Origin of the sequence: Mesorhizobium sp. Pch-S (assembly GCF_004136315.1) — a bacterium.
Classification (GTDB): Bacteria; Pseudomonadota; Alphaproteobacteria; order Rhizobiales; family Rhizobiaceae; genus Mesorhizobium.
Genome location: NZ_CP029562.1, coordinates 4,726,895 through 4,752,430, shown reverse-complemented (window position 1 = coordinate 4,752,430; position 25,536 = coordinate 4,726,895). Strand labels below are relative to the sequence as shown.

The 25,536-nt window shown below is 61.6% G+C and carries 24 protein-coding genes and 1 pseudogene; 12 read left to right on the top strand and 13 right to left on the bottom strand.

The window, feature by feature from the left end; genetic code table 11:
* Nucleotide 1 precedes the first annotated feature (1 nt).
* Together metF and C1M53_RS22220 are read right to left on the bottom strand one after the other, a co-directional pair.
* Nucleotides 2-943, bottom strand: a complete 942-nt coding sequence (gene metF, locus C1M53_RS22225) for a methylenetetrahydrofolate reductase [NAD(P)H] (RefSeq protein WP_129414208.1) — start codon at nucleotides 941-943, stop codon at nucleotides 2-4.
* Nucleotides 943-1,950, bottom strand: coding sequence for a metalloregulator ArsR/SmtB family transcription factor (locus tag C1M53_RS22220; RefSeq protein ID WP_129414207.1), 1,008 nt, complete (start codon nucleotides 1,948-1,950; stop codon nucleotides 943-945). Before C1M53_RS22220 ends, metF begins: the two co-directional genes overlap by 1 nt.
* Before the next feature lie 119 nt (nucleotides 1,951-2,069).
* On the opposite strand from C1M53_RS22220, the pseudogene tsaA reads away from it, so the two are divergent.
* Nucleotides 2,070-2,575 (top strand): annotated as a pseudogene (gene tsaA, locus C1M53_RS22215) (tRNA (N6-threonylcarbamoyladenosine(37)-N6)-methyltransferase TrmO).
* Nucleotides 2,572-2,886: a DUF2293 domain-containing protein gene (locus C1M53_RS22210; RefSeq protein ID WP_129414206.1), complete on the top strand. Its 315-nt coding sequence runs from the start codon at nucleotides 2,572-2,574 to the stop codon at nucleotides 2,884-2,886. The pseudogene tsaA and the gene C1M53_RS22210 overlap by 4 nt, the downstream one beginning before the upstream one ends.
* Before the next feature lie 100 nt (nucleotides 2,887-2,986).
* Here C1M53_RS22210 and C1M53_RS22205 read toward each other — a convergent pair whose 3' ends face one another.
* Both C1M53_RS22205 and C1M53_RS22200 read right to left on the bottom strand, forming a co-directional pair.
* Nucleotides 2,987-3,754, bottom strand: coding sequence for an SDR family oxidoreductase (locus C1M53_RS22205; RefSeq protein ID WP_129414205.1), 768 nt, complete (start codon nucleotides 3,752-3,754; stop codon nucleotides 2,987-2,989).
* A gap of 44 nt (nucleotides 3,755-3,798) precedes the next feature.
* Complete coding sequence (locus C1M53_RS22200; RefSeq protein WP_129414204.1) at nucleotides 3,799-5,304, bottom strand: amino acid permease; 1,506 nt, start codon at nucleotides 5,302-5,304, stop codon at nucleotides 3,799-3,801.
* Between the two features lie 273 nt (nucleotides 5,305-5,577).
* Here C1M53_RS22200 and C1M53_RS22195 point away from each other — a divergent pair, with 273 nt between their 5' ends.
* Nucleotides 5,578-6,402 (top strand): helix-turn-helix transcriptional regulator, encoded by an 825-nt coding sequence (locus C1M53_RS22195; protein ID WP_207213033.1) that lies wholly within the window; start codon nucleotides 5,578-5,580, stop codon nucleotides 6,400-6,402.
* 25 nt (nucleotides 6,403-6,427) lie between these two features.
* The gene (locus tag C1M53_RS22190) at nucleotides 6,428-6,907 is read left to right on the top strand and encodes an Lrp/AsnC family transcriptional regulator (RefSeq protein ID WP_245488245.1); all 480 of its coding nucleotides are present in this window, start codon (nucleotides 6,428-6,430) and stop codon (nucleotides 6,905-6,907) included.
* A 56-nt stretch (nucleotides 6,908-6,963) separates the two neighbouring features.
* On the opposite strand, the gene C1M53_RS22185 is transcribed toward C1M53_RS22190, so the two are convergent.
* The 3 genes from C1M53_RS22185 to C1M53_RS22175 all read right to left on the bottom strand — a co-directional run bounded on the left by C1M53_RS22185 (nucleotide 6,964) and on the right by C1M53_RS22175 (nucleotide 10,942).
* Complete coding sequence (locus C1M53_RS22185; protein WP_207213032.1) at nucleotides 6,964-9,351, bottom strand: hypothetical protein; 2,388 nt, start codon at nucleotides 9,349-9,351, stop codon at nucleotides 6,964-6,966.
* A gap of 175 nt (nucleotides 9,352-9,526) precedes the next feature.
* A complete protein-coding gene (locus C1M53_RS22180) occupies nucleotides 9,527-10,300 on the bottom strand; it encodes a siderophore-interacting protein (RefSeq protein ID WP_129414202.1) in 774 nt (257 codons plus the stop codon).
* A gap of 132 nt (nucleotides 10,301-10,432) precedes the next feature.
* Nucleotides 10,433-10,942: a peptide deformylase gene (locus tag C1M53_RS22175; RefSeq protein WP_129414201.1), complete on the bottom strand. Its 510-nt coding sequence runs from the start codon at nucleotides 10,940-10,942 to the stop codon at nucleotides 10,433-10,435.
* Here C1M53_RS22175 and C1M53_RS22170 point away from each other — a divergent pair.
* Nucleotides 10,941-11,174: a hypothetical protein gene (locus C1M53_RS22170; protein WP_129414200.1), complete on the top strand. Its 234-nt coding sequence runs from the start codon at nucleotides 10,941-10,943 to the stop codon at nucleotides 11,172-11,174. The genes C1M53_RS22175 and C1M53_RS22170 overlap by 2 nt on opposite strands.
* A gap of 9 nt (nucleotides 11,175-11,183) precedes the next feature.
* A complete protein-coding gene (locus C1M53_RS22165; protein ID WP_129414199.1) occupies nucleotides 11,184-12,134 on the top strand; it encodes an aminotransferase class IV in 951 nt (316 codons plus the stop codon).
* Here the strand turns inward: C1M53_RS22165 and C1M53_RS22160 are convergent.
* On the bottom strand, nucleotides 12,122-12,748 hold the full coding sequence (locus C1M53_RS22160; protein WP_129414198.1) for a TetR/AcrR family transcriptional regulator: 627 nt from the start codon (nucleotides 12,746-12,748) through the stop codon (nucleotides 12,122-12,124). The two genes, C1M53_RS22165 and C1M53_RS22160, sit on opposite strands and share 13 nt — an antisense overlap.
* An 83-nt stretch (nucleotides 12,749-12,831) precedes the next feature.
* On the opposite strand from C1M53_RS22160, the gene C1M53_RS22155 reads away from it, so the two are divergent.
* Nucleotides 12,832-13,845, top strand: a complete 1,014-nt coding sequence (locus C1M53_RS22155) for a hypothetical protein (RefSeq protein ID WP_129414197.1) — start codon at nucleotides 12,832-12,834, stop codon at nucleotides 13,843-13,845.
* A gap of 90 nt (nucleotides 13,846-13,935) precedes the next feature.
* Here C1M53_RS22155 and C1M53_RS22150 read toward each other — a convergent pair whose 3' ends face one another.
* From C1M53_RS22150 to ettA, 4 genes are all read right to left on the bottom strand, one after another.
* Nucleotides 13,936-14,535 carry an MOSC domain-containing protein gene (locus C1M53_RS22150; protein ID WP_129414196.1) on the bottom strand — a complete coding sequence of 200 codons (600 nt, stop codon included), beginning with the start codon at nucleotides 14,533-14,535 and terminating at the stop codon, nucleotides 13,936-13,938.
* Between the two features lie 112 nt (nucleotides 14,536-14,647).
* Nucleotides 14,648-15,769 (bottom strand): beta-ketoacyl-ACP synthase III, encoded by a 1,122-nt coding sequence (locus C1M53_RS22145; protein WP_129416312.1) that lies wholly within the window; start codon nucleotides 15,767-15,769, stop codon nucleotides 14,648-14,650.
* Between the two features lie 214 nt (nucleotides 15,770-15,983).
* Entirely contained in the window at nucleotides 15,984-16,748 is a 765-nt protein-coding gene (tam, locus tag C1M53_RS22140) for a trans-aconitate 2-methyltransferase (RefSeq protein WP_129414195.1), read from the bottom strand.
* Between the two features lie 67 nt (nucleotides 16,749-16,815).
* A complete protein-coding gene (ettA, locus tag C1M53_RS22135) occupies nucleotides 16,816-18,465 on the bottom strand; it encodes an energy-dependent translational throttle protein EttA (protein WP_129414194.1) in 1,650 nt (549 codons plus the stop codon).
* 229 nt (nucleotides 18,466-18,694) lie between these two features.
* On the opposite strand from ettA, the gene C1M53_RS22130 reads away from it, so the two are divergent.
* The 5 genes from C1M53_RS22130 to C1M53_RS22110 all read left to right on the top strand — a co-directional run bounded on the left by C1M53_RS22130 (nucleotide 18,695) and on the right by C1M53_RS22110 (nucleotide 24,363).
* A complete protein-coding gene (locus C1M53_RS22130) occupies nucleotides 18,695-19,192 on the top strand; it encodes a spore coat U domain-containing protein (RefSeq protein WP_129414193.1) in 498 nt (165 codons plus the stop codon).
* Between the two features lie 20 nt (nucleotides 19,193-19,212).
* Nucleotides 19,213-19,998, top strand: coding sequence for a molecular chaperone (locus C1M53_RS22125; protein WP_348630004.1), 786 nt, complete (start codon nucleotides 19,213-19,215; stop codon nucleotides 19,996-19,998).
* Complete coding sequence (locus C1M53_RS22120; RefSeq protein ID WP_245488244.1) at nucleotides 19,959-22,307, top strand: fimbria/pilus outer membrane usher protein; 2,349 nt, start codon at nucleotides 19,959-19,961, stop codon at nucleotides 22,305-22,307. Before C1M53_RS22125 ends, C1M53_RS22120 begins: the two co-directional genes overlap by 40 nt.
* Nucleotides 22,298-23,257, top strand: a complete 960-nt coding sequence (locus C1M53_RS22115; RefSeq protein WP_129414191.1) for a spore coat protein U domain-containing protein — start codon at nucleotides 22,298-22,300, stop codon at nucleotides 23,255-23,257. Before C1M53_RS22120 ends, C1M53_RS22115 begins: the two co-directional genes overlap by 10 nt.
* 116 nt (nucleotides 23,258-23,373) lie before the next feature.
* Nucleotides 23,374-24,363, top strand: coding sequence for an MBL fold metallo-hydrolase (locus tag C1M53_RS22110; protein WP_129414190.1), 990 nt, complete (start codon nucleotides 23,374-23,376; stop codon nucleotides 24,361-24,363).
* A gap of 16 nt (nucleotides 24,364-24,379) precedes the next feature.
* Here C1M53_RS22110 and C1M53_RS22105 read toward each other — a convergent pair whose 3' ends face one another.
* A complete protein-coding gene (locus tag C1M53_RS22105) occupies nucleotides 24,380-25,309 on the bottom strand; it encodes a LysR family transcriptional regulator (RefSeq protein ID WP_245488243.1) in 930 nt (309 codons plus the stop codon).
* Nucleotides 25,310-25,536 lie beyond the last annotated feature (227 nt).

Sequence of the window (25,536 nt, the reverse complement as noted above, 5' to 3'; positions counted from 1 at the left end):
CTCACGCCGCCGCCGAACCCGTCTTGGGCTGGTTCTCCGGTACTTCCGGTGCCGTCTGATGGGCACGGATACCAATCATATGGCAGATGGCGAAGACCAGGTCGGCACGATTCATCGTGTAGAAATGGAAATCGCCGACACCGCGCTCGACAAGGTCCAGCACCTGTTCCGCCGCCACTGCCGATGCGACAAGCATGTGCGTCTGCGGATCGTTGTCCAACCCTTCGAAACGTTCGGCCAGCCAGGCCGGCACGTGCGCGCCGGCGCGCGAGGCAAAGTTCGCCACCTGGCGGAAATTGTGCACCGGTTGGATCCCCGGCACGATCGGAATGTAGATGCCGGCGCGGCGCACCCGTTCGACGTAGCGTTCGTAGAGATCGTTGTCGAAGAAGAACTGGGTGATCGCACGCTTCGCGCCATTGTCCACCTTGCGCTTCAGCATCTCGATATCGGTGGCGAAATCCGGGCTCTCGGGGTGCTTTTCCGGATAGGCGGCAACGGAGATATCGAAGTCGGCGATGGCTTTCAGCCCCGCCACCAATTCAGCACCGTTCTGGTAGCCACCGGGATGTGGCGTGTAGGCCTGGCCGACACCGGAGGCCGGATCACCGCGCAACGCCACGAAGCGCTTGATACCGGTAGCGGAGTAATCACGGATTACCGCGTCCACTTCCTCGCGCGTCGCCCCTACGCACGTCAAATGCGCCGCTGCGGGAATGCTGGTCTCGTTGAGGATGCGTCGCACGGTGCGCGCCGTGCGCTCGCGCGTCGAACCGCCGGCGCCGTAGGTGACGGAAACAAAATTCGGTCTCAGCGGCTCCAGCCGCTTCACCGTCTCCCAGAGACGGGTCTCCATTTCGTCGGTCTTCGGCGGAAAGAACTCGAAGGATACCCTGATCTTGTCGCCGATGTCGGGACGGCGGGAAAAACGGAACTGGTTCATCAGGCAACTTCCCGCGCGGATTGGGTTTCAGGATTGGGATCGGCGATGAGCAAACGGCGGTCGCGGCCGAGCCACAACTTGACGGTAAGCTTGGCGTCGGAGCCGCCGCGCGGTTCGAAATCCTGGCTTTCCTCCAGATCAAGTCCCACCTCGGCAAACCAGTCGGCGATCTGCTTGTCGGAAAAGCCGAGGCGCTGATGCGCATGTTCGTCACGCAGGAACTCCAGCGTGTGCGCGGCGAAATCGACGATGATCAGCCGACCGGAAGGGCGCAGCAGCCGCGCGGCAGCCCGGATCGCCGGTGCCGGGTCATCGAGATAGTGCAGCACCTGGTGGATGGTGATCAGGTCAAAGGAATCGCGCTCGACCGGCGGCGAGAAGATGTCGCCTTGCCGCACCTGGGCATGGGCGATACCCGCCTGGTCGAGATTGGCGCGAGCCACCGCCAGCATTTCGCGCGACATGTCGATGCCGACGCCGCGCCGATAGAGCGGCGCAAAGATCTCGAGCAGGCGGCCCGTGCCGGTGCCCAAGTCGAGCATGGACTGGAATGGCCGCTTGCCGACCAGCTTGAGGAGCGCGGCTTCGACGGCACGCTCAGGCACATGCAGCGAGCGGATCTCGTCCCAGCTTGCCGCATTGGTCGAGAAATATTCGGCGGCGCGGTCCTGACGCTTGCGCTTCACCGTCGCAAGCCGCTCGAGATCGCGCTCGATCTGCGGATCATCGGCGCGGATGCCGGAAATCAGCCGCAGCACGAAGTCACGCGCATTGTCGAGATCCGCCAGGCGGAAGAACGCCCACGACCCCTCCTGGTAGCGGCCGATCAGCCCGGCCTCCAGGAGCAGCTTGAGATGGCGTGAAACACGCGGTTGCGACTGGCCGAGAATCTCGGTCAGGTCCGACACCGTCAGGTCGCCTCGCGCCAGCAGCGCAAGAATGCGCAGCCGGCTGGATTCGGCAGCAGCCTTCAATGTATCTACCATCGTGTCGAGTGCGACGTGCATGAGCGGCATTCCTCGAAAAGATATAAACATATGTTTATGTCAAATTCGAATGCAGCGCAATTGAGAATGTCGTCTGGCGAACAGAAAATGGCGCAGTCCTTTTGCGCGGAGAAACGTCGATGTTCGAGATGCGTGGCGGCGAGGAGATGCTGGTGGAGGATCCGGCTGGACAGCAACCGGATGGTCACGTCGTGTTCATCGGCCGTATCTTGTCCCCCTGGGCCGAGCGTGAAGGCTGCCCCAGGAACATGCGCGCCGCGCGCGAGACCGGCCAAACGGCCTCATTGCAGATCGACGAACCCTATCGCGCTGGCCTGGCCGGACTGGAGCGTGTCACCCATATCCATGTCCTGAGCTGGATGCACCATGCGCCGCGGAATCTGATTGTGCAGAAACCGCGCCATGCAACTGAAGCCAAAGGTGTTTTGCGCTGCGGTCCCCTGCCCGGCCGAATCCTATCGGCCTGCATTCGGCGCGGCTGATTTCATTCGACATCGAAACCGGCCGCATCGAACTCGACACGATAGACGCGCTCGACGGCACGCCGGTCATCGACATCAAACCTTATTTCCCGTCGGTCGATGTTTTGGCCGATGCGCTCATGCCGGATCGAAACGACAAATGAACGCCCCGGCCGGCCGCCGCCGCGCCATCGCCAAGGCGCTCACGGCACTTCTGCCGCTGGCACCCTATGCCGACATGGAACGCATCCGCGCCGATGCCGGCGCGGTGCATATGAAAACCCTGCCGCCGGGCATAGCGGTGTGGCTGGCCACAATTGCCCATGTCCGCCATCAGCACACCGACTACGAAAAGCTGCTGTCGGAAGGATATGACCGCGACTCGGCACGTTTCTTCGTCGTCGACCAGACCAATGAGGTGCTGACGCGCTGGCGGGCCACGCGCCTGCTCGACCCCGACGACGGCGAGGACTAGAGCGTTTCCGTTTCGACGGAAACGCGGAAACACTCTAACTCTTTGTTTTCAAGCAATTCCGGACGGAAAATCGCTACGCACTTTCCTGGAATCGCTCTGATCAGATTGCCGTAAAGGCGTTGTCGACGAACAGATGCGCGCCGTTGACGAAGCTCGACTCGTCACTTGCCAGGAACAGCGCGGCCTTGGCCACCTCCTCCGGTTCGCCGATGCGCCCCTGCTGCGCGGCGATCGCGGCCTCCGAGACGTCGACGCCGTGGCTCTGCAGCTCCGCCACTTCGCGCAGGCCGTGCGGCGTGCGGATGAAGCCCGGGCAGACCGCATTGCAGCGGATGTTCCTGTCCCGGAACTCGACGGCGATCGCCCGCGCGAACATGTGGCAGGCGCCTTTGGTGGTATCGTACAGCACTTCCATCGGGGTCGCCGCCACCGCCGAGATCGACGAGGTACAGACGATCGAGCCGCCGCCGGCAGCAATCATCCCCGGCAGCACGGCGCGCGTCATCAGGAACATCGAGCGCACGTTGACGGCGTGCAGCCAGTCCCACTCCGTCACAGTGGTTTCCAGGAACGGTTTGATGACGATGGTGCCGGCGTGGTTGAACAGGACCGTCGCCGGCCCGAAGGTCGTGGCTGCCGCCTTCACGGCGGCCTCGACCTCGGCCTCGTCGGATACGTCGGCGACGAACCAGGCGGCCTTGCCGCCTGCCGCCTCGATCTCGGCAACGGTCGCGGCCGAAGCTTCCGCGTTGCGGTCGACGATCGCCACCTTCGCACCTTCCGCCGCAAACAATCTCGAAGCCGCGCCGCCCATGCCGGTTGCGCCGCCCGAGATGATCGCAACCTTGCCCTGCAGTCTGCCAGTCATGTGTCTGTCCTTGCTGTTGTCTTGCTCACCGGCTCGACCGGCTCTCACTCGGCAGGATGGCCGCGCATGCCGCCCGTGACCGCAAACTCCTCCTCAGGCGACAGCACCAGACGGTGCCGGCGATAGAAGGCGAAATAGGCGAGCCCGATCGCATACCACACGGCAGCTGCGATGGCCGCCCAGCGATAGAGCGGATCGAAGAACTGATAACCCAGCGTGATCAGGCAGATCAGGATCGTGGCGTAGGCGCCGAACCGGCCGAACGGGCTGACGAACGGCCGTTCGATTGCGGCATAGAGCTTGCGCAGCTTCAGGAAAGCAATGCTCTGCATCACGTAGGATACCATGCCGGCAAAGACGATCATCGAGACCAGGAACCCGCCCATGAAAGCGACATTGTGCCGGCCGCCCAGGAACCAGACAAGCAGCAGCATGAACAGCGCGAGAGCCGAGCCGGCAGCAAGCGCGATGTTGGGCGTCTTGGTGCGGGCATTGGTCACCGACAGCGCCGTCGGCAGGTAGCCGGCGCGCGACAGCGAATAAATGTTGCGGCCGGAGGCAAAGGAACCGGCGAAGAAAGAGGCGGCAAGGCCGAGGACCGCGACCGAGGCCAGAAGCTTGGCCCAGCCATCACCGAAGATGGTGCGGAAGCCATCGAGCAGCGGTTCACCGGACGAGCCCATGGCATGGGCGCCCTGCGGGATGGAGGCGCTGAAGAACAGCACACCGAGCGCCAGTGCTGCCAGCGTCAGGATCGACAGGATCAGCGCCCGCGGCATGTCGCGCGTCGGATTCTTTGCCTCTTCAGCAGTGAGCGGCAGCTGTTCGACGGCCAGGAACATGTAGACCGCGAAGGGCAGTGACAGCATCACGCCGGTGAAACCGAAAGGCAGCCATTCGCCGTTGCCTTCCGGCAGCAATGTCGACCCTCCCGGGCTGGCCGCGATGTTCAGCGCATAGCGGGTGAAATCCAGATGCGGGATGGCGACGACAAAGAAGAACAAAAGCACCGCGATCGCCGCGACGGTCACATAGATGACCACGCGCATCGAAAGCTCGAGCCCGCGCAGCGACATCGCCAGCATCACGACATAACCGCCGACCCACCACAGCGGTAGCACGCTTTCCGGCGTGCCGAATATGGCCGCCAGGTAGGAACTCATGAAGAACATGTTGGCGGCTGGCGCCAGCACGAACTCGATGTTCTCGGCAAGGCCCGTGGTGAAGCCGCCCCATGGGCCCAACGCCGTGCGCGAGAAGGAATAGGCCCCGCCGGTATGCGGCAGCGCGGCGCTCATCTCGCCGATGGAGCAGCACAGGCAGATATACATGAAGCCGATGATCAGCGCCGCCAGGAGCAGGCCGCCGAAGCCGCCCTGCGAAAAGCCGATGTTCCAGCCCGAGTATTCACCGGCGATGACGGCGCCCACGCCCATCATCCACAACGAGAACAGGCCGGCATGCCGTTGCAGCTGGCGCTGCTCGAAATAACTCTGGTCTACGGTCTGATATGTGACACCGGCTGTTCCGCCGTTCGAACTCTTGCTCATCCCTGTCCCCTCCGTCAAAGAGGGTGGGCACCAATCATCGTCGATTGGTGCTGTTCCCCTCCCTTGGTTATCCGGCATAGTTTCAGCGCCGCGCACCGGACGAAATATCCCCAAAGGGATATGGCTTGGGGGATAGGCTGGTGTCGTGATTTCGAAGTCGCGCGATCCCCGGTAAGGTCGCCCGGCGACTCGAAGAGGACAATGAGCGGGTTCCGGAATCGCGACACCGGAAATGCAGCCTGACCATCCGTCGGACAGGGAGGTTCGATGGCAATGAACGATCAGATAGCGCTTGCCACGTGGCATGCGGCAACACCGGAACTGGTGGCGCATCTTGGCAAGCCGGGGTTCACCCAGCGGCTGGATGCAGCGTTGCGCGCCGTTGCGCCTTTCGATCTGTCCTGCATCTTCGCCTATCCCGGTCGAGACCGCCCTCATTTGCTCCATGACGGGCTGGGCGAGGTCTCCTCGCAACAGATCATGCGCAACTATCTCGACGGCACCTACCTCCTCGATGCTGTCTATTCCGCTTGCCTGCGGCGTGCTCCGAACGGCCTGCATCGGCTGGCCGATCTGGCGCCGGACGCCTTCTTCGAAGCCGAGTATTACAATTCTCCCGACGTCCATCCCTGCATCTCGATGGAGACCGGCTCGCTCAGCGAGGAGATCGTTTTCCTGGTACCCTTGCAGCCCGGCTTCTACCTCGCCTATTCGCTGCTGCGGGCGAATTCCAGCCTCACATTCTCGGCCGCCGATTTCGAGCGCTTGCAGCAGACCGCGGCACTGGTGACGATGCTGATCAGCCGACATTGGGAACATCTGGCGCCGGAAGCCGTGGCGGAACCGAGCCAGCCGCACGATGCCGACGATGTCGAGCGTGCTTTCGCCACCTTTGCGCCGTCGCGGCTGACGCGGCGTGAACAGACCATCGTCAGCCTCGTGCTGCGCGGCCATTCATCCATATCCATCGGACGCATCCTCGGCATCGCCGAGGGTACTGTGAAAATCCACCGCAAGAACATCTACGCCAAGCTCGATATCTCCAGCCAGACCGAGCTGTTCAACCTGTTCATCAAACATCTGCTGAGCGAACGCTGAAACCTCCTTTGACAACCAGGAAGCAATGGCCAAGGACACGCTTCGTATGCCACTGGACGATCTCGATCGACGTATCCTGAACGCACTTCAGGAGGACAACCGTCTTTCCTTTGCCGAACTCGCCCAACGTGTCGCCTCCTCCGCAGCCTCCTGCATGCGCAGGGTGCGACGGCTTAGGGAAGACGGCATCATCGAAGCCGATATCGCCTTGATCAACCCGCAGGCCGCAGGCCGGTCGCTGACCGCGGTGGTCAACATCGAACTGGAGAGCGAACGGCTTGACCTGATCGACGCCTTCAAACGCGAGATGCGCAGTGCCCCTGAAGTAACGCAATGCTACATGGTCACCGGTGATGCCGATTTCGTGGTTGTCGTCATGGTGGAAGACGTCGCCGCGTTCGAGACCTTCACCAGGGAGCGGCTCTATGCCAACCCCAACATTCGCAAATTCCGTTCCATGATCATGCTCGACCGCGTGAAGTTCGAGCCGCGAGTTCGGCTGTAAGCTTTAAACTGGTGCACCATCCCGGAGGTGGCGACGGCCCTCTGGAGCCCGAGCGCTCAACCCTTCCGCTGTCTGCGCCAACGCTCCAGGCGGCGCATCATGCGTTGGAAGTGATCGAGCGAGGCCAGCGCGAGATCGGGAGCACTGGGCTCGATATCCTCGGCCGCTTGGAGGTTCTTGTCCTGATACATGTAGCAGAGAATAGGTTTCTCTTCGGTTCCGGCGATCTGATAGCGGTAATAATAGAAATCACAGGCCTTGCCTGGTCGAGCGGGATCGCCATCCCGCAAGCGATCGAAGCAAAGGCTGATCTCCTCGCGGCCATTGATCAACGAACGTTGAGCCAGGCAGATACCCAGATCCAGCGATTGGCCATAGTCATAGCCGGCAGCCTCGAGTTCGGCGAGAAGCGCTCTGATGTGCTCGATGGTGATTGTGGCCAACATTTGCTGCCAGATTTTGCCCGCCCTTTCGTAGTGTTGCAGGAATTGCGGCCAGAAGGCCTCGATCTCCTCATCGTCGGCACTCTCGAGCGCCTCGGCGTCGAGCGAGCCTGAGAGAGAACAGGTGAGCTGGACACGCCGATTGACCTTGCGGCCTCCAAGGCGTCCCAGCCATCCGGCCGGCTCCTCGACCAGGCCGACCTGCCAGGCCTGGGTGCCCGGTTCTTTTCCGCGTTGCGCTTCGATGTTGACGGGACAAAAGGGACCGCCATCGGCCGGCGCAAGATAGCGCGTGACGACGAAATGCCAGGCCTGCTCATCTTCCGCGGCCAGGGTGAGAGCGCCGTAACCCGAATTCAACAGCACGCCATCATGAATTCTCTGCAGCGTCTGGAGGTCAGGAAGCCTCTGTGCGTCCGGCACCGCCGGCGGCTCCTGCGGAATGAGCGCCTGCCTGCAGCGCTCTGCTTCGGCGGGATTACCGCGATCCGCCCAGACCTTGGCGAGAAAGCCCGCCATGTTGGCGGTCAGGCGATCGGAGGCCAGCAGCCTGCCCGTGATTTCGCGCAACAGATCGTCGCGGCCCTCGTGCGCTGCTGCCTTTGCCGCCCGCAGCATCAGCCCGATCTGGCTCTCTTCCTCGTCGAACTCGAGCCAGTTCGTCTCGAACCCCCAGCACCAGTCGGCGAATTCATCATAAAGAGTGAGTACATCGCCATGGCGTCCGAGCTGATCATACGCATAGCCGACGCCATTCAACCGCTTTTCATATCCCCAGTTCCTGCCGAAAGCCCGACGCAGGACTTCATAGGATTCGATCACGCCTGCCCATTGGCGGGCGTGGAGCTGGTTGCGCAGCCGGTTGCTGTATTGCTCCCAGAACGGCGAAACCGCCCAACCCTTGTCGTGCCAGGCTATGCCTTCCAGGTAGCGTTCCTGATTGATACCCCAGGACGAGCCGAGATTGTTGCACAGCATTGCGTAGACATGCGGATCGGCATCCTCGCTGTTGCCGTCTCCCGTCCTGAAATAATGTTCGAAGCGCTCCGCTCCAAGCTTGTAGACCTCGGCCTCCACCCGACGGGCACGTGCGAAATCGTCGGCACCGACATATTCCCCCTCTTGCTGCAGCTCCTCGATGAATTCCGCGACGTCGCAGCCTGCCGCATAATAATCGCGCGCGCCCGCCTCGGGTGTCCGGTTCCAAACGATCTGCTCCAGACCATGGGCTCGCCCCATCTGGTGGTTGAGCTCTGCCCGCCAGAGCTGTGCCCTGGGGTCGCCACCGGATTCAAGGTAGCGGTCGAGATCGGTGGAAGCTCCGTCCAGGTCATCCGCCATGGCGCGTGCCCTGGCCCTGATGCGCCAGGCCAGGGGCTGGTGCGCGACACGCTGGAACATGGTCTCGATGCGCTCACGTCTTCGCGCCGGAACGGTCAGCGTTGCCCGCATGCGCGCGAGCCAGACCCAATCATGCTTGTGCTCGTCGCCTAGAGCGGTAGTGGTTTCGAGAATTTCGGCGGCCAGCCCGACATCGGCGTTGCTCTTGAACATGACATCGTACCACAGCCGCCCGGCGCCATCGAATTCGCCATCGTCCCAGAACCATCGCGCTGCAGTCATCCAGGCCGTGTGGTCGGCGAAGCTGCCGATCCTGGTAACCGCTTCCAGAATCAGCCGACGCGCCTCTTCCCTGCGGCCGAGGGCACGGCAGACCTCGGCTTGCCGATACAGTGCGAAACCAAGTTCCTGCCAGCGATGCGGGCTTCCAGGCTGCCGTGCAAGGATTGCGGTCTTGTAGCGATCGAATGCAACGAGCGCCTCGTCGCTGCGTCCCATCTGCTCAAGCAGGCGAATGCGCCATTCCAGTATGTCCGTATCACCAGGCTCGGCGAGAAGGTGATCTTCCGCGAGCTGCAATGCTTCCCCCAGCCTGTCCTCCTCACGAGCGAGATCACCCAAGATCTCGCTCAACTCACGTGAGGATCTGTCGTTCTTCATGATCGGCTTTTCCCATGCTGTTCATATGCATGATCGCGGCTCCGGAGCCGGTCAGGTTCGCTCCACAGCTAGAGCGATTCACCGTCTCATGGAAACGGCGATCCGCTCCATTTCCGGATCCTGAACGCAATTCCGGACGGAAAACACCAAACACTGTGCCTGGAATTGCCTGCGATCACTCGAACTTTTCATGGGCATCCGCACGGCCTATGACCCAATAGCCGGATGCTTTCATCCAGCTCAGCGGATGGCCCCGCTCCTCGACGAGATAGCTGCGGACAGCACGCGTCACCAGCGCCTCGGCCGCGATCCAGACGAAGGTTCCCGGCAACAGGCTGATCGTCTTCAGGATCGCCAGCAGCGTGGTCGGATCGCTGCTGTCCGAAATCGAACGATGTGCCCAAAGCGTGAGCAGATCGGCACGCGTATCGAACACCAGATGCTCCTGCGGTCCGGTCACGGCGACGATACTGGTCATGCGGCTGCCTTCGCGGGCTTCCTCGATGCGGCGGGCGATGGCCGGAAGCGCCGTCTCGTCCCCGATCAGTAGCCAATGCCGGATATCCGGCGAAACGATCGTCGAACCTTTCGGACCACCAACCTCCAGCCGGTCGCCCGGCCGGGCGTCGATCGCCCAGTTCGTTGCCGGTCCGGCATCATGGAGTGCGAAATCGATCGCCAGCGTGCGCGCCTCGACATCGAAGCGCCGCGGCGTATAGGACCGTGGCACGATTTCGCCAGCAGGCGTCGGCACGAAGATCTTGATGTGGTCGTCGGGTGCGAGGCTTGCAAAGTCGTGAAGGTCGTCGCCCGAAAAGACGATGCGCAGCATGCCGGGTGTCAGGCGGATGCTGCGCTCGACTTGAAGCGAGCGACGCCTGACTTCGAAGCGGACGCGCTCGATGTGGGGCGCACCCGCGAGGCTGTTTGGAGTGGTCTGGATATTCATCTGTGTCCTCTCAAGGCTCCTTGCCTCGATCTGCTGGACACAGCCGCGCAGATCGCGGCAGAGAGCCGTTCGATCTTGCGCGTTGAGTGACGTTAACGCTTACGGCCAGTGCAACTGGCTGATCCCCATCAACTAGGTCGCACCCATCCGACTGTCAACTCCGGTTGCGGTACTACCGTGCTGCTGACCCGCGCGGTCCGTCATCAGGATCCCGTCGAGATGATCCACCTCATGTTGCACCAGTTCGGCAAGATCGGGTTCGAGACGCTCGAAGACATGAGCATGACCATCGATGTCCACGCATTCGAACGCAACGGCTTTGCTACGCGTGACCGGTACTTTCCGTCCAGGGATGCTGAAACAGTCATCCAGCACCGAAAAGGTCTCATCCGAACGCCAGGTGATGCGCGGATTGACGGCAACAAAGGTCCCCAGGCGGCAATCGAAGGCGATCAGCCGCCAGGGCGAACCGATCTGCGGTCCGGCCAACCCGCGGCCAAAACCTCTGCGGACCTTGAGGTCAGCCAGCGTATCGGCGAGGTCGATGGCGTCTTGTCGCCAATCCTGTTTGGCCGGATCGACTGCCTGCGCAACCTGCCACAGCCGTGCATCCCCGATCAGAACGACTTCCCTCACCGCCATGGTCTGCCTCCTCTTCGACGACGCCAAACATAAGTCACTCGCGAAAACCGAACGCGTCAAAGGCGGCCAAGCGGTGAAACGTGTGTTGCCTGGCAAGGACGGGCTTGAAACAGCCGTTGCGCCGATCGTTCCGTTTCAGCAGACCCGCTATTTTGACCGCCTCGCGCGCATGCGGACAGCCATTTTGAGGGATATGGCGCATCGTGCGCGGGCATTCTGCGTCAAAGGATGAGGAGAGACCATGGATCATATCGTCAGCGCCCTGCCCGCCCTCGAAAGCCGGCATATCGACCCGCACAGCTATCCAGCAGGCGTCGCCTTCCTCGATGGACAATACCTGCCGATATCGCAGGCCAGGATCTCGGTGCTCGACTGGGGCTTCCTGCATTCGGACGCCACCTATGACACCGTTCATGTCTGGAACGGCCGCTTCTTCCGGCTGGACCTGCATATCCAACGTTTCTTCAGCGGCCTGGAGCGGCTGCGCATGTCGATCCCGTTCACGCGGGAACAAGTGGCGGAAATCCTGCACAACTGCGTGGCACTCTCCGGCCACCGCGCCGCCTATGTCGAGATGCTTTGCACGCGCGGCGCTTCTCCGAGTTTCAGCCGCGACCCGCGCGACGCCATCAACCGCTTCATGGCTTTCGCCGTGCCTTTCGGCTCGGTGGCCAATGCCGAGCAGCGTGAACGCGGGCTGCATGTCGCGATCAGCGACCGTATCCGCATCCCACCCGCATCGGTCGACCCGGCAATCAAGAACTACCATTGGCTCGACCTCGTGCGCGGCCTCTACGATGCCTACGACCGCAACGCCGAAACAGCGCTGCTGCTCGACTTCAACGGCAATGTCGCCGAAGGCCCGGGGTTCAACGTCTTCGCGGTCGAGCAAGGCACGCTGGTGACGCCGGCAGTCGGCGTTCTGGCCGGCATAACCCGGCGCACGGTTTTCGAGCTTTCAAGCGAACTCGGACTCGACTGCAAGGCGGTCGACGTCGGTGTGGACACGCTCAAGAGGGCCGATGAGGTCTTCATCACTTCCACCGCTGGCGGCATCATGCCTGTGACGGTGGTCGACGGCAGTCCGATCGCCGACGGAAAGGTTGGGCCGATCACCAGACGGCTGGAACAACTTTATTGGGACAGACATGAAGACCCGGCATGGTCGACACCTGTGACCTACCCCGGCTGAGCCGGGGTTGTTGCGGTCTCCAAAATCTCCACGCCAACCAGCCAATCGATCAACATCCGCAGCTCCGTCGTCTGGCGGGCGGCGTCGAACCCGGCGCTGCCGGAGGCCAGGAAGCTGGCATCGAACAGGTGCTGGATCCAGGCGGCTGCACGTTCTGGTGGGAATGCGAGTTGCATGCCGCGATCGGCCATCCGTTCCAGCAGGATGGTGAGCGAACGCCTTGCGCGTTCTTCGTCCTCGCTGAACATCCGCGCAAACGCCTCGTCGCGGCCGATTTGCAGCAGCGCCACCGCCATCAGCCCCGGCGCCAACGGGTTGGCGAGATCATCGAACAGATGCTGCAGGATACGGTGGAACCCTGCCTGCGGATCGTCTTCGGCCTCGGCTCGCAGATAGACCGCCGCCATACGCTCGAAAGCGTCGCCGAACAGGCCATGCACGATCTCGAGCTTCGTCGGGAAATAGTGGAACAACGTGCCGGAACCGATACCGGCGCGCCGGCAGATCGCAGCGGTCGAAGTACCGTCGACACCATTGGCAGCGAATTCCTCGGCGGCGGCAACGAGGATGTCGGCACGCTTGCGGGCATGTTTCTCAGGATCGACGGTCCGCATCGGGCGATCTCTGGCGCTTGACTGCTTTCTGCATTTCGCCCATTAATAGAGCATATACTCCATTATTAGCCAAGAGTTTTCGGATGTCTTCCGCGGTGACAGTGTTGTCGAAGCCAGAGCTTGGTCGGCGCCTGCTGCCGGTGATCGGCCTGTTCCTGCTCTCGCCGATCTCGGCTGAATATCTGGTCGGTTATGCCGAAAGCACATATCACCCGCTTGAAATGTTGTGGGGCCTGGTGATCCTCGCCCCTCTCTACGGTTCGATCGCGCTGCTCATCCGTGAGATCACGCGGCGCACCGGGCGCGGATGGCCGACCATGCTCCTGCTCGCCGCCGCCTTTGGCCTCATCCAGGCCGGATTGATCGACCAGAGCCTGTTCAACCCTCATTACGGCACCGATCTCAACATCGCTTATTGGGACACTGAAAGGCTGCCGACCTGGATAAGTCCACTCGGGATCAGTGCCAACCTGACCCTCGACTTCGTCAGTACTCACGTCGTCTGGAGTTTCGCCGCTCCGATCGCAGTGGTGGAATGCTGCGCGCCACGCATTGCCGATCGGCCATGGCTCGGGCGCATCGGCATCCTTTTGATGATATCGTTCTATCTGGCTGCCGCCGCCTTCGTTTTCGACGACCATCTCAGGGTCACCGGTTTCATGGCGACGAAGGCGCAATTCGTGGCGACGGTTGCCTGCGCCCTGCTTCTGGGCATCTCCGCCCTTCTCGCCCCGGTCTACACCGGAAAACGCGCCGGCTACGTGCCGGCACCGTGGCTGGTTGCCGTCTTTGTTCTGGCCGTACTCGCCCTGCACATCTTTTCGTCACCTGATTGGACAGGCGTGTCGGTCTCGCTGCTCGCTTTCGCCGGCTGTGCCATGCTGATTTCGACATGGTCGGGGCGCGCTGCGTGGAAAGGCATCCACGTGCTTGGCGCGGCCGCTGCGGCCCTCCTTGCCTACGCGCTGACGTCCTTTGCCGTTCAGCCTGCCGGCGATGCAGCGCTCACCGTGAAATACGCGGTCAACACCACCATGCTGCTCGGTGTACTCGTGCTCGCTGCGCTGGCCTACCGACAGTTGCGTGCCGCCCAATAGAGCGTTTCGGTTTGGCGGAACGCTCTAACTCTTTGTCTTCAAGCAATTCCTCGAGAAAAACGCCGCACGTTTTTCCTGAAGTTTCTCCGCTCAGGCCTGATAGATCCATTGCTCGGGAACACGCACCGAAATTGCTTCTCCAGCTTCGATCACACCGGGCTTTTCCACCCAGGCAACCAGGCCGCGCAGGCGCTTCGCCACTTTGGGAAACAGCAGTGAACCGGCATCCTGGTCTTGCATGCGGGCATTTTCAGCGATTGAACGGCCGGAAAGACGACATGGACCGTTCTGCGCATCGATCTTCAATGTAACCCCACCTGTGAAGAACAGCAGCGTGGCAGAAGGCAGCATCGACAGGTTCGGCAGGCCGTCGATCACGAGATTGGCGCCGATCCATTCAGGCTTTATCTCGGCAAGTCCCATGCGCTCGGCGACCACGGCCAGTTCATCGAAGGCGACGATCGACACCTGCCGCTCGTTGCGAATTTCCGTGCCGCGCGGATACCATGGCTCACGCCCACCTGACCGCCGCGTCTGGCCACCATGGAAGTCTCCCGGTATACCGTCGAAGCCAAGCTGCAGTCGCTCCACCGCGCGTGTCTGGAAATCTTCGGATGGCGCTGCGTAGAGGCCGGCGACTTTGGCGCTGAGCTTTTTCCCCGGCACGATCTCGGGCTGTGTATCGAGCATGGTCTACCTGTCCGCAGTCTGCACATCTGGAGGCGCAACCTGTCGCAATGCCCTCGCACGGTCCAGTCGAAAGCGCTGATGAACCGATGAAGGTTTCTGATGCAGTATGCGCCTACTGCATCTTCAACAGTGCACCACCAATCGAATAGCCGGCACCGAACGCGCACAACAATCCGAAATCGCCCGGTTTCATATCGGCATGATTTTCGCTGAGTGCGATGATGGCACCGGCACCCGCAGTATTGCCCAGCCGCTCGAGCACCATCGGCGCGCGATCATGCCCCACTTCGTGGCCGAAAGCGAGTTTCAGGATCATCGCGTTCATGCGCGCATTGGCCTGGTGCAGCCAGAACCGCCGGATGCCATCGGGCGTCAATCCATGCTCGGCCAGGAACTCGACGATGAACTTGTGGCCGGCGACGGTGACTTCCTTGAAGACCTTGTTGCCGACCTGCTTGATCATGTTCCCCTCGAGATCGATCATATAGGGATCGTCCTGCGTGGTGCGGGTCAGATAGCCGAGATTGGTGCGGATGTTGGACGACATCTGTGTCCACAGCCTGGTATCGAGCACTTCGAAACGGCCCGGCTTCGTCTCCTCTTCGCCGATAGCTTCCACCACCATTGAAACGGAAGCGTCACCGAAGATGAAATGCGTCTGGCGGTCACGGAAATTGAGATGGCCGGTGATGATCTCCGGCGTCGTCACCAGCACTTTCTTTTGCGCACCCGAGCGCACGAGATTGACCGCCACATGCAATGCCGCCGCTGCGGAAGAACAGCCAAGCCCCATGTCGAAGCCCGCGCCTCTGGTGCCGAGCGCTTCCTGCATTTCGATGGCGATCGCCGGATAGGGCCGCTGCAGATGCGAGGACGAGACCATCACCAGATCGATCTCACCAGGTTCCCTGCCCGCATGAGCTAGAGCCTTGCGTGCCGACGCAATGCCGAACTCGGCCTGCAGCGACAACGCTTCGTCCGGGCGTACCGGCAGCCGCGGCGCCATCCGCGTCGGATCGAGAATACCGGTACGCTCGACGACGTGGCGCTTCTTGATGCCTGAGGCATGCACGATGAAATCGGCGTCGGATTTCTGCAACGGCTCCGCGCCCGTTGCCATCCGCCTGGCGTTTTCCATATCGACCCAGGCATTGAAGCTTTCGACCAGTTCGTCGTTGCTGATTGACGCTTCCGGGATTTCGACACCGATGCCGCTGATGATGACGCGATGCATGTTCAACTCGTTTTCCTGGCGGTTGGGAGCCGCGCTGTCGCCGGCATCCTGGGAGGTGATGCGGTCGGCGTTTCTATGCGGTTTACGCTACCTTCCAGCGCGAAGCGAGCCTTTCCTGATCCCGCTTCACGCAGGGCTGTTGACGCCGCGTCTGCTCCAGAGGCGGCAAAATAACGGCGACGCCGACGAAGATGTCGACCTGCCAACCGCAGGATCAGCGCGTGGCGACGATGAACAGCCTCGGAAAGCGCAGCAGCACCTTGCCGTCCACGGTCGGTGGATAAGCCTGCGCGATCCTCGCCGTATAGTGGTCGAGAAACTGATGCTTTTCCGCGTCATCCAGCGGGTCGAGAAACGGCTTGAGCCCGGTCGACTTCACCCACTCCACGATCGCGGCCGCATTCGCCAGCGGATGATTGTAGACTGTGTGCCAGATGTCCAGCCTGGCCGCATGTGGCTTGAGCCTGTCGTAGTAGAACGACACCGGAGGCAATGGGGCACGTGCCGCCTTGGCGAGTTTTTCAGCGAAAGGCATTGACGCTGCGGTTTCACGCATCAGCCGATGTGACGGCTCATCCATGTTGTCGGGCATCTGGACGGCGAGCGCGCCGCCAGGGGCCAGCAGGCCGAGCAACCGCTGCAGCACCGCCGGATGATCCGGCAGCCACTGGAACACGGCATTGGCGAAGATGACGTCGACCGGCTCAACCGGCGTCCAGCTCGCCGCATCGGCAAGCTCGAAGGAAAGTTTTGGCAACCGCGCCCTCGCCTTCTCGATCATGTCGGGCGACGTGTCGAAGCCGGAGACTTGTGCTTCCGGCCAGCGATCGGCCAGGAGCTCCGTGGAATTGCCCGGTCCGCAACCGATGTCGACGATGCGACGGGCATCGGCAAGCGGCACTTGCGCAAGCAGATCGCGCGCGGGGCGCGTGCGCTCGTCCTCGAATTTGAGATAGAGCGAAGCGGACCAATCCTTCATCGTACGAACTCCAGTCGAAAATGCTCGGAATGAAAAACGCCCCGCTTTGGGCGGGGCGTCGGTATTCTTATCGCGTCAGTCTCTTGTAGGTCATCCGGTGCGGGTTCACCGCTTCCGGACCGAGACGGCGGATCTTGTCCTTCTCGTAGTCCTCGAAGTTGCCCTCGAACCATTCGACATGGCTGTCGCCTTCGAAGGCCAGGATATGCGTCGCAAGGCGGTCGAGGAACATACGATCGTGGCTGATGATCACCGCGCAGCCGGCATAGCTTTCCAGCGCGTCTTCGAGTGCCGCCAGCGTTTCGGTGTCGAGATCGTTGGTCGGTTCGTCGAGCAGCAGCACGTTGCCGCCGGTGCGCAGCATCTTGGCCAGGTGCACGCGGTTGCGCTGACCACCCGACAGGTTGCCGACCTTCTGCTGCTGGTCGCCGCCACGGAAGTTGAACGACGAGCAGTAGGCGCGGGTGTTGGCTTCGAACTTGCCGAGCTTGACCACTTCGGCGCCGCCGGAAATCTCTTCCCAGACGGTCTTGTTCGGGTCGAGCGCATCGCGGCTCTGGTCGACATAACCAAGCTTGACCGTCTCGCCGATGCGGATGGTGCCAGCATCTGGCTTTTCCTGGCCGGTGATCATCTTGAACAGCGTCGTCTTGCCGGCGCCGTTCGGGCCGATGATGCCGACGATGCCGCCGGGCGGCAGCTTGAAGGTCAGGTTCTCGATCAGCAGTTGTTCGCCGAAGCCCTTGTCGAGATCGGCAACCTCGATCACGACATTGCCAAGCCGTTCGCCATGCGGAATGACGATCTGCGTGTCGGTCGGGCGGCGGTTGTTGGCCTGTTCGAGCAGATTTTCGAATGCCTGGATACGCGCCTTGGACTTTGTCTGGCGGGCCTTGGGCGAAGACTGGATCCACTCGCGCTCGCGGCCGATCGCGCGCTGGCGGGCATCGTCCTCGCGGCCTTCCTGCTTGAGGCGCTTGGCCTTGGCTTCCAGATAGGCGGTGTAGTTGCCCTCGTAAGGAATGCTGCGGCCACGATCCAGCTCGAGAATCCAGCCGGTGACGTTGTCGAGGAAGTAGCGGTCGTGGGTGATGAGCAGCACGGCGCCCTTGTAGGCGCGCAGATGCTTTTCAAGCCATGCCGTGGTCTCGGCATCGAGATGGTTGGTCGGTTCGTCGAGCAGCAGCAGATCCGGCTCGGAAAGCAGCAGCTTGCACAGCGCGACGCGACGGCGTTCGCCACCCGAAAGCTTGGTCACATCGGCGTCCTTGGGCGCGCAGGCCAGCGCTTCCATCGCCATCTCGACCTGCTGTTCCAGGTCCCACAGGTTGAGGCGGTCCATGTCATCCTGGAGCTTGGCCGATTCATCGGCCGTCTCGTCGGAGTAGTTCATCATCAGCTCGTTGTAGCGCTCGATGATGGCCGTCTTCTTGGCAACGCCCTCCATGATATTCTCGAACACCGTCTTGTTCGGGTCGAGCTGCGGCTCCTGCGCCAGGTAGCCGACGGTCGCGCCCTCGGCCAGCCAGGCTTCGCCGGTGAACTCCTTGTCGAGCCCGGCCATGATCTTGAGGATCGTCGACTTACCGGCGCCGTTGGGGCCGAGAATGCCGATCTTGGCATCCGGATAGAAGGAGAGATGGACATTCTCCAGCACCTTCTTGGTGCCGTAGGCCTTCGAAAGGCCGGACATGTGATAAATGAACTGGCGTGCCACGCGCGCTTTCCTTGGATCGAACGGATTGAAAGCCGAATTGAACGGAGGTTGCGCGCTATTTAGGCGATGGCGACCGAAACGGCAATCGTCAAGGGCACGAAATCGCCTTCCGTCAAATGCATCGCGGACTTCTATTGATCATCGCTCGATGCGATGGCATACAACGTACAGGCAGGGGTGCTTCGCCAGAGTTTCCGTTCGCAGCGGAAACCGAAACAGGGAGCATCTTATGAGGTTGCTGAACTGCTCAATTGCTGCTGTTTGCGCGGCGGCGTCGATAATACCCACCAGTACTTTCGCCGCCACCGCAACCGGCAACCTTAATGTTCGAATCAACATTCAGGGTGAATGCAAGGTCGTCAGCGCCGCGGACCTGGACTTCGGCAGCAAGGGTGTCATCGACGCCAACCTGGATCAGACGACAACTCTCTCGGTCCAGTGCACCAACACGACGCCCTATACGGTAGGTCTCAATGCCGGCAATGGCGCAGGCGCGACCGTGGCCGTGCGCAAGATGACCGGACCTGCATCAGCAACCATCAACTACACGATCTATCGAGACGCTGCCCGCACGCAGCTCTGGGGCAACACGGCTGGAACCGACACCGTCGCCGGCACGGGTAACGGTGCGGCCCAGAGCATCACAGCCTATGGCCGCGTGCCGGCCCAGAACACGCCCGCTCCGGGCGTCTATTCCGATGTCGTTGCTATCACCGTAACGTACTGATCGGCAAAGGAGTGAAGCATATGCATCCTTTGCTGAAGGGACTTGGCGGGGTAATTGCGTTTGTTTTGTCAGGCATTGCCTCGGCGCAAGCGGCTTCGCTTCGGGTCGCCCCGACAACGGTCGAACTTATCGGGCCGGACAGCGCAGCCACGCTCAATCTGCGCAACGAGGCGCGTGGACCGCTCAACGTACAGGTGCGGGTTTTTCGATGGACCCAGCAAGGCGGCTCCGAGCAGCTTGAGCCCACAACCGAAGTTGTAGCCAGCCCGCCGTCGATGAAGCTCAAACCCAACGAGGACTACACGATCCGCGTCGTGCGCGTCGGCAAGTCGCCTGTCGGGCGCGAGGAAAGCTACCGTGTGGTGGTCGATGAGCTGCCCGATCCTTCCCGAAAGAAGGCGGGCACCGTCAATCTGGTCGTTCGCCACATGATCCCGGTGTTCTTTCGAAACGCCGACGCCGGCGGTCCACAGGTGACCTGGAAGCTCGCCCGTTCGGGTCGAGGCTTGATGCTGATCGGTGAGAACAAGGGCGGCAGCAGGCTCCGTCTGGCCGATATGACCTTGACGCAAGGCGGAAAGACGATCGCCAGCCGCAAGGGTCTCGTCGGCTACGTTCTTGGGGATTCCGTCATGCAATGGCCGGTGGGGGCGGCTGGGCGCAGGGGCGATCAAGCTCTCCGCACAGAGCGGCGCCGGTCCCATAACGGCAAGTGTTGCGGGCAGCCGCTAGGCTGTCAGTTTGTGTGTTGGCTTCGGTTTTCGTTGTGTCCTCCGCATCGTCGGAACCACAGGCAATCGACATAACGAATCCACAGCCTGCAACGACAACAGCACGGGACCTCTATCTGGAGGTCTTCATCAATGACGCGTCGACCAATCTGATCGGCAATTTCAAGCAGTTGCCGGACGGCCAACTTGGCGTGACCCCGCAGGAATTGTCCGAGGTGGGGTTGAAGCCGGTCGACACTGCAAAGGCGGACGACGGCCTGATCGTCATCGACCGGCTGCCGTCGGTCTCCTTCCGTGTCGATGAGGCCGCTCAGCGCATTTTCATCGCGACCACCGATGACGCACGGCAGGCGAAGGTGATCGACGCCGACACACAGGACAAGCGCGACCGCCTCGAGCCGCGCTCCAGCTTCGGCGGCGTGTTGAACTATTCGCTCTTTGCCAGCTCGAACACGCTGTTCGACAAGGAAGCGGATCTCTTCCAGGGCATCTCGGGCAGTTTCGACGCACGCTTGTTCAGCCCCTATGGGACACTGAGCCAATCATTTCTCGCGGGCTATTCGGACAACGATTTCAACAGGTTTCGCAGGCTCAAGACGACATGGGCCTACTCCGACTCGAACAGGATGGTGACCTACCGGGCCGGGGACATCATTTCCGGCGGCCTCGCCTGGACACGGCCGGTCTATCTTGGCGGCATGCAGATCGAGCGCAACTTTGCGCTGCGCCCGGATCTGGTGACATTGCCGCTGCCTTCCTTTTCCGGCACGGCCGCGGTGCCCTCCACGCTGGAAATCTACACGCAGAACACAAGAAGTTATGCCGGCGAGGTTGCCGCCGGTCCCTTCGAGGTCGTCAACATCCCCGCCTTCACCGGACAGGGCCAGGCGCGGGTCGTGATCAGAGACAGCCTCGGCCGGGAAACCGCGACCTCGCTGCCTTACTACTCCTCGAACATGCTGCTGCGCCGCGGCTTGCTCGACTTCTCCGCAGAGATTGGCTTTCCCCGGCGCAATTTCGGTATCGAATCGAACAATTACGATCAAAGGCTCATGGGCTCGATCAGCGCCCGCTATGGGCTCACCGACTGGCTGACGCTGGAAGGCCATGCCGAGGGCGGCGCCGAGCTTGCCAATGGCGGCGCGGGCATTGCCTTTCCCCTTGCGGGCTACGGCGCGGCGTCAATGGCGGTTGCCGGCAGCTATCATGACGGGCGTTCGGGCTCGCTGGTGAATGCAGCGGTGGAGCTCGGCTATGAAGGATGGACGTTCTACGGACGCATTCAGCGCGTCTTCGGGAATTACCAGGACATCGCTGCTGTTACCGCAGAACCCGCCCTTGGGCGGGATGGTCTGCCGCTCTTCAGCGCCGGAGTGCCACGTGCGATCGACCAGGCGACGCTGAGCATCCCGATGCCGCTCGATCTGTCGAGCCTGACGCTTTCCTTCACCAATTTCGAAGATGCCGAGGGTGAGCGTAACCGGATCGTCGGCGTCTCCTACAGCCAGCAGATTTTCGAGCGCAGCACCATCTATGCCTCCGCCTTCAAGGACATCGAAAACGAAGACAGCTTTGGCATATTCGCAGGCCTCTCCATCCCCTTCGACGACAACATCACAGCCTCCACCGGGGTTGAAAACGGCCCGGATGGTACACGTGGCTTTGCCGATCTCACCAAGTCGGAACAGTTCGAAGATGGAAGTGTCGGCTGGCGACTGAGAACGTCGGAAGGAAAAACGCCGCATCGGTCGGCCGCCGTCAGCTACCGCTCTTCTGTGGGACGAGCCGAAGCCGCCGTCGAGCAGTTCGACAAGGATGTCCGCGCCACCGCGCAGTTGGAGGGTGCAATTGCCGTGGCAGGTGGTGGTGTCTTTGCCACGAACCGGATCGACGATGCCTTTGCCGTCGTCGACGTCGGTGCGCCCGACGTCGAAGTCCAATACCAGAACAGGCCAGCGGGCAAGACAGGCAGACGGGGCAAGATCATCGTTCCTGATCTGCGCTCCTATGAAGACAACACAGTTTCGATCAATCCCGGCAATCTTCCCGTCGACGCCGACATTCCTGCAACGAAGGAAATCGTGGTTCCGGCCGATCGCAGCGGCGTGGTCGTCGATTTCGGTGTTTCGGACAGGCCCGCCGCCGCACTGGTTTCTTTCGTCGACGCCGGCGGAACACCATTGCCGGTCAGTTCCACAGGCACACTTTCGGACAACCCCGACACCTTCGTCATCGGTTATGACGGCGAAGCCTATGTCCGGGCGCTCAAGACGAACAACAGCGTCACCATTGATCTTGGCAATGGCAATTCCTGCCAGGCAACGTTCCCGTATCGCGAAAATCCGGGCAAGCAGGTGGTGATCAGGAAGGTGGTATGCCAGTGAGACTGCTTTTTAGGCCTCTCGCCGGCCTCCTCTTTGGCATCTCGCTTCCTTCGGCGGCTTGGGCGCAAAGCTGCACTTTCGGCATCTCTGCAATGAATTTTGGCCAAGTGGACACGCTATCCAGCGTACAGACGAATACCACCGCCAACATGACCGTGAGCTGCACCGGCACGGCACTGTCGCGCATCTTGATCTGCCCCAATCTGGGCGAAGGCTCCGGCGGGACGACGGCATCCAGCAGGCAGATGCTGAATGGCACGAATATCATGAATTTCCAGATCTATTCGGATGCGAGCCGAAGCACCGTATGGGGTTCATATCTGTGGCCCTATCCATCCCGCCCTCCTGTTCTTGCCATGACGCTCAGCCTTCTGGGTTCGGGTTCGGGAAGTACCGTGCTCTACGGCGCCGTGCCCGGCGGTCAAGGCACCGTTCCGCCGGGCAGCTATCTGTCCGCCTTTTCCGGCAGCCACGTGGAATTTCGTTACCGATATTCGGCAGCCAGCAACGACTGCACCGTCACCACCGGCGTTGTCGTTGCCCGGCCATCCTTCAACACCACCGCAACAGTGGCGGCGAACTGCCTGATCTCGACACAGCCCGTCGACTTCGGCACAACCGGCGTGTTGAGCGGCAATGTCGATGCAACCGGACAGGTGTCGGTCAACTGCACGCCCGGAACGACCTATTCCGTCGGTTTGGGCAACGGCCAGACCGGCACCGGTCCGACGAGCCGACGCATGGCTCTGGGCAACCAGGGCATAACCTACGGACTTTACAGGGACACGGCACGCAGCCTTCCCTGGGGAAGCACCATCGGAACCAATACCGTCGCCGGCACAGGGACGGGTGCCGCACAGGGCATTCCCGTCTATGGGCGCGTGCCGGCGCAGACTACACCGGCACCAGGCACCTATACCGACACCGTTGTGGTAACGGTGACCTATTGATGGGGAGCACGACCGGCAAGGTATAGACGTGATCTATCGGTCCGATCCAAGGTTCCGATTTCAAGCCCGTCATGGCAGCACATAGCTGAGGTCTATTCGCAACAAAGGACCTCTTCATGAACCGTCGTTCCCTTCTTGCTGCCGTGGCACTTGGCCTGCTTGTCGGCACGGCAATGCCGACCTTCGCGCAAAGCGAGGGCGCGCAAGCGACAGCCTCCTATACGCAGGCCGCCGACTCCTATTCCTTCCCGCTTGGCGACATCGAGATCACCGCCCTGTCAGACGGGACTGTCCCGCAGGACCTGTACAAGCTCCTGACCGGGACATCGCAGTCCGAGGTCGATGGCCTCCTCGACCGTTCCTTCCTCGCCAATCCGGTCGAAGCATCCATCAACGTCTATCTGCTTCGTGCCGGCGACCGGCGCATTCTCGTCGACACCGGTTCCGGCTCGCTGTTCGGGCCGGGTTTCGGCGGCAAGCTGCGCGACAGTCTCGCCCGCATCGGCGTGAAGCCGCAAGACATCACCGATATCCTGATCACCCATGTCCATACAGATCACACCGGTGGTCTAGTCGAGAACGGCAAACCGGCTTTTGCCAATGCGACGGTACATGTCGGCGCACCCGACATCGACTTCTTCCTCGACCCAGCCAACGCCCAACGAACGGGTTACGACCGGCGTTATTTCGACGAGGCTGAAAAGACGGTCGGCGTTCTTGCAAAGGCCGGCAAGGTCAAAACCTTCGCCGACAACGAAACCGTCCTGCCCGGCATCGTGGCGAACCTCCACCCGGGACACACACCGGGCACGGCCTTCTTCACCGTATCGGACAAAGGACAGTCGATCGTCTTCGTCGGCGACATCGTCCATGTGGAATCGGTGCAGTTTCCCAAACCGACGATCACCATCGTCTACGATGTGAAACCGGATCAGGCAGCGGCCGTGCGCGAAAAGGTGTTTCCCGACTTCGCCAAGACGCGCCAGCTCATAGCCGCGCCGCATCTGCAGTTCCCGGGGGTTGGTCATATCCGTGCCGAGGGAAATGGCTCCTACAGCTGGCATCCGGTGGAATATCGAAACCGGGCGGGAGCAGCCCGACAGTAAGCCAGGTCCGCGTCGCTCAGTTCATCGATCGGCCTTGCGCCTTCGCGGTCAGGAAGACCTGTTCGCGCAACCAGCCGTGGGCAGGATCTCCACTCACACGCTGGTGCCAGAATGCCGACAGCTGGAACCTGGTCAGTTCCAGCGGCGGCTCGAAAAGATCGAGCGACGACGTGAAACGCTGCAGGAAGCGGCGTGGCAAGGTGCAGATGCAATCGCTGTTCATCAGGACCAGCGTGGCCAGCGCGTAGCTCTGCACCGAGACGGTCACCCGGCGCTCGCGCCCCAAACCGGCAAGGGCCTCGTCAACCATGCCGGTGAAGTTGCCACCATCCGCGGAAATCAGGAGATGGTCGAGTGAGCAGAACTCGTCGAGATCGAACGGCCGCTTGCCCCTGGGATGACCACGACGCTGTGCCGTTACGAACTCTTCGTCGAACAGGGCACGGCCGATCAGGCCGTTGGCGACGCATTCGGCGAGGCCAAGATAGAGATCGACCTCCCCTTCCTCCAACGATGCCGCGATGCGCGGCTTGTCCGGCAGGACGAGCGCGACACGAATGTTCGGCGCCACCGCGTGGAGGTGCGGTATGAGGTCCGGGGCAAGGATCGCCGCGGGATTGTCTGTCGCCGCGATGCGAAAAACGCGCTCGCTTGTCGCTGGGTCGAACACCTGCGCGGCGTTCGTGAAGTCGCGCAGCCGTTCAATCAGTTTGGTCAGTTCCGGCTGCAGCGCTGCCGCATGAGGTGTCGGCGTCATGCCGCGACCGGAGGCTGCTGGCGTCAGCAGTGGATCGCCAAACACGCGCCGGAGCCGCATCAGCCGCGCGGAAAGCGCCGGCTGGGTGATGCCGAGCCGCGCAGCAGCGTGGGTGACATTGCGATCGCGCAGCAACGCGTCGAGCGTCAGAAGCAGGCTGCCGTCGATTTCGAGCAGACGTTCGTGCAAGCAGGTGCGCCTTTCAAATGACCGGATGGACTCGCGATCAGCGGTGTCGGTCACATAAGCACCGGCGAGCACCGATTTAAGTCTGGATACCGCCAAATCTTCGAAAGGATGCCTGAAGGCCTTGTTCTTTCGAAGACCTCCCCTAGATTGGGAGGACACCATTGGAGTTTCGCTGACATGTGACAGCCCCTCGCTGCCTTCACCAATTCGGTTACGCAACGAGTGTC

Coding starts and splice junctions, on each gene's coding strand:
- C1M53_RS22115 (WP_129414191.1), top strand. CDS start 22,298: ATGCCAGTGAGACTGCTTTTTAGGCCTCTCGCCGGCCTCCTCTTTGGC.
- C1M53_RS22180 (WP_129414202.1), bottom strand. CDS start 10,300: ATGAATATCCAGACCACTCCAAACAGCCTCGCGGGTGCGCCCCACATC.
- C1M53_RS22145 (WP_129416312.1), bottom strand. CDS start 15,769: ATGCATCGCGTCATCATCAGCGGCATCGGTGTCGAAATCCCGGAAGCG.
- C1M53_RS22150 (WP_129414196.1), bottom strand. CDS start 14,535: ATGCTCGATACACAGCCCGAGATCGTGCCGGGGAAAAAGCTCAGCGCC.
- C1M53_RS22155 (WP_129414197.1), top strand. CDS start 12,832: ATGTCTTCCGCGGTGACAGTGTTGTCGAAGCCAGAGCTTGGTCGGCGC.
- C1M53_RS22175 (WP_129414201.1), bottom strand. CDS start 10,942: ATGGCGGTGAGGGAAGTCGTTCTGATCGGGGATGCACGGCTGTGGCAG.
- C1M53_RS22165 (WP_129414199.1), top strand. CDS start 11,184: ATGGATCATATCGTCAGCGCCCTGCCCGCCCTCGAAAGCCGGCATATC.
- C1M53_RS22185 (WP_207213032.1), bottom strand. CDS start 9,351: ATGAAGAACGACAGATCCTCACGTGAGTTGAGCGAGATCTTGGGTGAT.
- C1M53_RS22200 (WP_129414204.1), bottom strand. CDS start 5,304: ATGAGCAAGAGTTCGAACGGCGGAACAGCCGGTGTCACATATCAGACC.
- C1M53_RS22170 (WP_129414200.1), top strand. CDS start 10,941: ATGGTCTGCCTCCTCTTCGACGACGCCAAACATAAGTCACTCGCGAAA.
- C1M53_RS22160 (WP_129414198.1), bottom strand. CDS start 12,748: ATGCGGACCGTCGATCCTGAGAAACATGCCCGCAAGCGTGCCGACATC.
- tam (WP_129414195.1), bottom strand. CDS start 16,748: ATGAAGGATTGGTCCGCTTCGCTCTATCTCAAATTCGAGGACGAGCGC.
- C1M53_RS22205 (WP_129414205.1), bottom strand. CDS start 3,754: ATGACTGGCAGACTGCAGGGCAAGGTTGCGATCATCTCGGGCGGCGCA.
- C1M53_RS22220 (WP_129414207.1), bottom strand. CDS start 1,950: ATGCACGTCGCACTCGACACGATGGTAGATACATTGAAGGCTGCTGCC.
- C1M53_RS22195 (WP_207213033.1), top strand. CDS start 5,578: ATGAACGATCAGATAGCGCTTGCCACGTGGCATGCGGCAACACCGGAA.
- C1M53_RS22125 (WP_348630004.1), top strand. CDS start 19,213: ATGCATCCTTTGCTGAAGGGACTTGGCGGGGTAATTGCGTTTGTTTTG.
- C1M53_RS22130 (WP_129414193.1), top strand. CDS start 18,695: ATGAGGTTGCTGAACTGCTCAATTGCTGCTGTTTGCGCGGCGGCGTCG.
- metF (WP_129414208.1), bottom strand. CDS start 943: ATGAACCAGTTCCGTTTTTCCCGCCGTCCCGACATCGGCGACAAGATC.
- C1M53_RS22210 (WP_129414206.1), top strand. CDS start 2,572: ATGAACGCCCCGGCCGGCCGCCGCCGCGCCATCGCCAAGGCGCTCACG.
- C1M53_RS22190 (WP_245488245.1), top strand. CDS start 6,428: ATGGCCAAGGACACGCTTCGTATGCCACTGGACGATCTCGATCGACGT.
- C1M53_RS22110 (WP_129414190.1), top strand. CDS start 23,374: ATGAACCGTCGTTCCCTTCTTGCTGCCGTGGCACTTGGCCTGCTTGTC.